At 70.1% G+C, this 5,578-nt stretch carries 1 pseudogene; it reads right to left on the minus strand.

Features of this window, described 5'->3' with window-relative positions:
• A pseudogene (gene cdiA / locus IM317_RS22065) lies at positions 1-5,578 on the minus strand (contact-dependent inhibition toxin CdiA); the annotation flags it as partial.

Below are 5,578 nucleotides of genomic sequence, written 5' to 3' on the forward strand. Positions count from 1 at the left end.
TGCACCACCTGGCTGTTCGCATTCCCCGCCGCATCCCGCTGCATCCACAGGTTATTTCCCGCCATGATGTCGCCGCGCCGGTTGGTGATGCTGTCGGCAAACAGCGCCAGGTTATTCCCCGCGTACAGCAGCGCGGTGTTGACGATGGACCCCGGCGCGCTCAGGGTCAGCGAGCCGCGCGTGCCGGTGAAGCCGTCGACGGTAATGTTGCTCCGGCTGGCGACGGTGATGTCGCCCCCGCCCTGCACCGCGCCCGCGGCATTGAGCGCCACGCTGCTGCCGGAGAGCGTGCTGGTGCCGCCGCCGGTGGTGATTTGTCCGTTGTTGCTGAGCTGCCCGCCCGCGTTGAGGTTGACCGCCTGCCCCTGCAGCACGCTGCGGTTATCGATGTCGCCGCCGCTGCTGATGGTCAGGGTCCGGCCTGCCGCCACGGCGGTCCGGCTGGTAAACGCGTTCGTCAGCTGCAGCGTTAAGTCCCCCAGGGAGACCAGCTGGCCGGTCAGGTCCAGCCCCCGGCTCTGCAGCCACAGGTTGCCGCCGCTCAGCAGCCTGCCGCCCGCGCTCTGGGTCACCTGGTCCGCGTCGATGTTCAGCTGCGCGTTGCCGAGCAGCGTGCCGCTGTTGTTCAGCTGGCCGTAGTTAACCGTCAGCTGTCCCGCCTGGGTGGTGCCCTGGCTGGCAAAGGTGGTGCCGGTCAGCGTGGCCCGGTCGGCCACCCACGTGCCGCCGTTAGTGGCGTTTGCCGCATTGAGTATCAGGTCGGTGGCCTGCAGCCAGCCGGTACCGGTGAACTGCGGCGTGCCGAGCGTCAGGCGCGCGCCGGAAAGCAGCCTGCCGTCGTTACGCGCCTGCGAGGAGGCGGTCACGCGCGTCTCGCCGCCGCCCTGAATCAGGCCGTAGTTAAACAGCGCGGGCGTGGTCAGCGTCAGGCCATCGCGGCTGACGATTTCGCCCCCGCTGCTGTTGGTCAGCGTGCCGCTGAGGGCCAGCGTCGCGCCGTTATCGCCCTGCAGACGTCCGCCGTTGGTGAGCGCCCCGGTGGTGATGCCGAGCGTGCTCCCCTGCATTTTGCCGTCGCTGGTGACGGAGGCCGCCGTGACGTTCAGCGCCCCGCCGGAGAGCAGGGTCCCGGTCGACTGCTGGCTGACCGCGCCGGTCTGGCTGAGGGTCAGGCCATTCACCCCGCTGATGGCGCCGCTGTTGCTGAGCGTGCCGCCGGTCAGCGTCAGGTTTTTCGCCGCCCACTGCCCCTGGTTCGCCAGCGTCGCGGCCTGCAGCGTTGCCGCACCCAGCGCGGTAATCTTACTGCCCGTGGTTCCGGTGAGCGTGTCGGCCAGCGTCATCTGCAGCCCGTCGGCGCTCTGCACCGTGCCGCTGTTGCTGAGCGACTGCGCGTTAAGCAGGATGTTCTGCGCCTGCCAGCTGCCGGCGTTGGTCACCGCCCCGGAGGCAATGGTCAGCGCGCCCTGAGTGAGAAGCCTGCCGCCAGCGCCGTTAATCAGCGCCTGCTGCGGCGCGGCCATCGCCATGCGCGCCATCAGCCGCTGCTGCCCCTGAACGGTCAGGCTCTGCAGGCCGGTCAGGGTGCCCTGGTTGTTAATGCTGTCCTGGCGCAGCGCGAGGGTGTTCCCCTGCACGGTGCCGCTGTTTTTAAGGGTGCTGCCGCCGAGCGTCACGTCTCCTTCGCTGAGGAGCTGCCCGCGGTTATCCAGCGTCTGCGCGGTGATATCCGCCCGCCCCTGGCTCATCAGCGAGCCGGACGAGGTCAGCGTGCCGCCGGTCGCGGCCGTCAGCGCCCCCTGGCTGAGCAGGGACCCGCCGTGCGTCCAGTCGCCGGTGGCGCGGATGTCCGCGCCGTTCCCCTGCAGCGTGCCCTGCGTGGTCAGCTGGCCTGCGTCCAGCGTCAGCATGCCGCCTGAGAGGGTGCGCGAGGCCGCGCCCGTGGTCAGCGCGGTGCCGGTGAGCGCCAGGCCGTTCGTTCCCTGCATCAGGCCGTCGTTGTTCATCTCGCGGGCGGTGAGGGAGAGCGTGCCGCCGGTGATGCGCCCCGGGTTCGCCAGGGTGTCCGCGGTGAAGGTGGTTGCGCCGCCGCTCTGCAGCAGCCCGGTATTGGTTAACGCCCCGCCGAGCGTGCCGCTGAGCCCCGTCAGCCCGTTCACCGTGCCGCTGCTGGTCAGGGTGGTGCCGGTCATGTCCAGCGTCGCGCCCTGCAGCGTACCGGCGTTCGTCAGCTGCCCGCCCGTCAGCGTGAAGCCGCCGCCGGAGAGCCATTTGCCGTTCAGCGCGTTGATAAAGCGGTCAGCGGCGGCGTTAACCGCGCTGCTGCCCTGCATCAGGCCGCTGTTGCGCAGCTCCGTCGCGCCTGCGGTCAGCGTTCTGCCCGCCACCGTGCCGCTGCTGGTCAGCGTCGTCGCGTGAAGCGCGGCATCGCCGGTGGCCACGATGTTCCCGGTATTGCTCAGGGCGTTGCCCAGCCCCAAATCCAGGTCCTGCGCCTGAATATCGCCCCGGTTGGTCAGGTCGCTGCCCCGGAGGGTGAGCCCGCCGTTCACCAGCAGCAGACCGGCGTTATCGAGCGTATCCAGGGACAGATTCAGGCCGCTTCCGCTCACCAGCTGCCCGGTGGCGCCGTTGCTCAGCGCGCGGGTGGTCAGCGCCAGCGTGTCGTTGCCCTGCAGCATGCCGGTGTTGGTCAGCTGCGCGGCGTTCACCGTCAGCGCTTTCCCCGCCAGCCGGCCGTCGTTAAACAGCTGCGCCGCCGTCAGCGTGAAGAGGTTCTGGCTGAGCAGGGCGCCCGTGTTGTCCAGCCTGCCGGTTGCGGCAAGCGTCAGGGCGTCCAGCGCCTGAACGCTGCCCTGGTTATTCAGGCCTGCGGCGTCCAGCGTGGCGCTGCGCCCCTGCAGGCTGCCCGCGTTGCTCAGCGTGTGTCCGCTCAGGGTGAGGGTCTCACCGCCCGTCACCTGCCCCTGAGTCTGGTTCGCGAAGGTGTTGCCGGACCAGGCCAGCGTGCTGCTGCCCTGAAGCAGGCCGCTGTTCTGCAGGTCGCCCCGCAGGGTCAGCACTTTCGCCAGCAGCTGGCCCCGGTTATCGGTATTGCCGGCCTGAACGTCCAGCGCCTGCTGGCTGAGTACCTTACCGCTGTTGGTCAGCGCGCCGGTCACCGTCGCCGTCACGCCCGCTTCCCCCAGCGCGTTACCGGTGTTCATCCACTCGCCGGTGGCCAGGCTCAGGGTGTTGCCCTGCATGAGCCCGGCGTTGTTAAGGGTGGTGTGGTGCAGGCCGAGCGCGCCACCGGAGAGCAGCATGCCCGCCTGCAGGTTGCTGAGCTGTGCCCCGGCCGCCGTCAGGGAACGGGTTCCCTGCAGCGTGCCGCCGTTGGTCACCGACGCGCTGTTGAACTGCGCGCCGGCACCGGCCATCAGCCCGCTGTTGGTCAGGCTGGCGGCGGTCAGCGTCAGGCCGTCCCGGGCAATCACCCGGCCGCCCGCCTCGTTGCTGACCTGACGGGTCAGGTTCAGCAGCAGCGCGGTGGCGCTGAGCTCGCCGCTGCTGGTAAGGGTGTCGCCGCTGAGCGTCAGCGTTCCGCCGCTGCGCAGCGCGCCGCGGTTAGTGAGGTCTGCCACGCCGAGCGTCAGGGCCGCGTCCCCCTCGACGGTGCCCTGGTTCTCCAGGCTGTCCGCCGTGATGTGCAGGTCGCCGGCGGCAATACTGCCCGCGTTAACCAGAGTAGTGCCGTTCAGCGTGAGCCGGTCGTCCGCCAGCAGGCGTCCGCTGCTGGTCAGGCTGAGGTAGTCGCTGCTCAGGCTGACGCCGTTGATTTCACCCTGGTTGGTCAGCGTGTCGCCTTTAATGCGCAGCGTGCCGTCGGTGGTGATAAGCCCGCCGTTGGCCAGCACCGGAACGTTCAGCGTTAAATCCTGCGCGCTGTAAACCGACCCGCCCGCGAGGTTCGCGAGTGACCCGGTCTTCAGGCCGAGCAGGGTGGTGCCCTGCAACAGCCCGCCGTTCTCCACCGAGGCAGCGTCCAGGGAGAGGATACCGGCAATCAGCGAGCCGCTGCTGGTGATGCGCCCGGGGGCCGTCAGGGTCATGCGGTCCGCTTTTGCGGCGCCGGACTGGAGGATGTTCTGTCCGCTGAGAGTAATGGCGCCGGCGGTGAGCTCCCCGCCGCTGGTCAGGTCGCCGGTCGCGTTAAAGCTCAGCGCGTCACCGGTGGATTTCCCGGCGTGCGCAATCGTGCCCGCCGTCACCGACAGGGCGCCTTTCGCCGCCTGGGTGCCGTTCAGCGCGGCGTTCTGCGCCTGCAGGGTGAGCCCCTGCCCGCTCTGCAGGTGCGCATCCGGGCCGGTGGTCAGGTCGCCGGCGCTGACGGTGACCGCCCCCGCCGCGTCCGTCTGCCCGTTCAGGCTGGCGCTGCGGGTCGCGGTAATCTGTATATTGCCCTGGCTGGTCGTGCGGGACGCCTGACCGCTGGTCAGGGTGCCGGCCTGCGCCGTCAGCGCCGTCGCGCCGGACAGGGTGCCGTTCTGCTCAAGCACGCCTGCGGTCACGTTCATCGCGCCGTCAGCCAGCAGGCTGCCGTCGTTACGCAGGGTCTGCTGCGCCGTGACGTTCGCATTGCCTTTCGCGCTCAGCGTGCCCCGCTGCGCCAGGGTTCCGGCGCTTAACGCCAGGCTGCCGGCGCTCTGCAGGGTGCCGCTGTTGGTCACCGTCTGTCCCTTCAGGGTGACGTCGCTGCCCTGCGCCGTGCCGCCGTTCGTCAGCTCTCCGGCGTTCACGTCCAGACGGCCTTTCGCCGCCAGCAGGCCGCTGCTGGACACCCTGTCACCGGAGAGCGCAATGTCGCGCCCCGCATTCACCTGCCCCTGGTTACTGACGGTGCTGCCCGTCAGGCGGATATCGGCCGCGGCATCGGCCCGGCTCTGGCCGTCCAGCACCAGCTGCCCGCCGCTCAGCGCCAGGCTCTCTCCTGCCGAGACCGCACTGCCCGTGGATGACAGCGTGCCGCCGCTGCTGAGCGTCGCGCGGGTATCGCTTCCGCTGCGGGTATTCGTCAGGGTGATATCCTTCCCGGCCGCCACGCTGAGCGCGCCCCTGCCGGTGACGCTGCCGCCGCGCTGCGTCAGGCTGCCGCCGGTGGACAGCGTGGTGTCGCCCTGGCCCGTCAGCGTGGCATCCGAAAGTGCCACTCCCTGCCCGCCCGCGACGGTCAGCGCCCCGCCCTGTGCCGACACGCCGCCGCCGTTGACGGTAAGGGTGTCCTGACTGTCCAGCGTCGCCGCGCCGCGGGAGATAAGGGAGGTATTGCTGAGCGTCATCGCCTGCCCGCTGCTGACCGCCAGCGCGCCCGCGCTGTTTGTCCCGCCGCCCGTCATCTGCACTTTCCCCGCCGCGGAAAGGCGCATGTCGCCCTGGCTGGCGAGCGTGCTGTTACTGAGCTCCATATCCTGCGAGCTGGCCACGTTCAGCGCACCACCGGCCTGATGGCTGCCGCTGAGGGCCACTCCCGCGCCCTTCGCGCTAGTGGCGCGGGGGGGGGGGGGGGTGGGGGGCGGCCGGCGGGGGCGCGGGGGGGGGG

This window comes from Enterobacter cloacae complex sp. S3 (genome assembly GCF_014930495.1).
Classification (GTDB): Bacteria; Pseudomonadota; Gammaproteobacteria; order Enterobacterales; family Enterobacteriaceae; genus Enterobacter; species Enterobacter asburiae_B.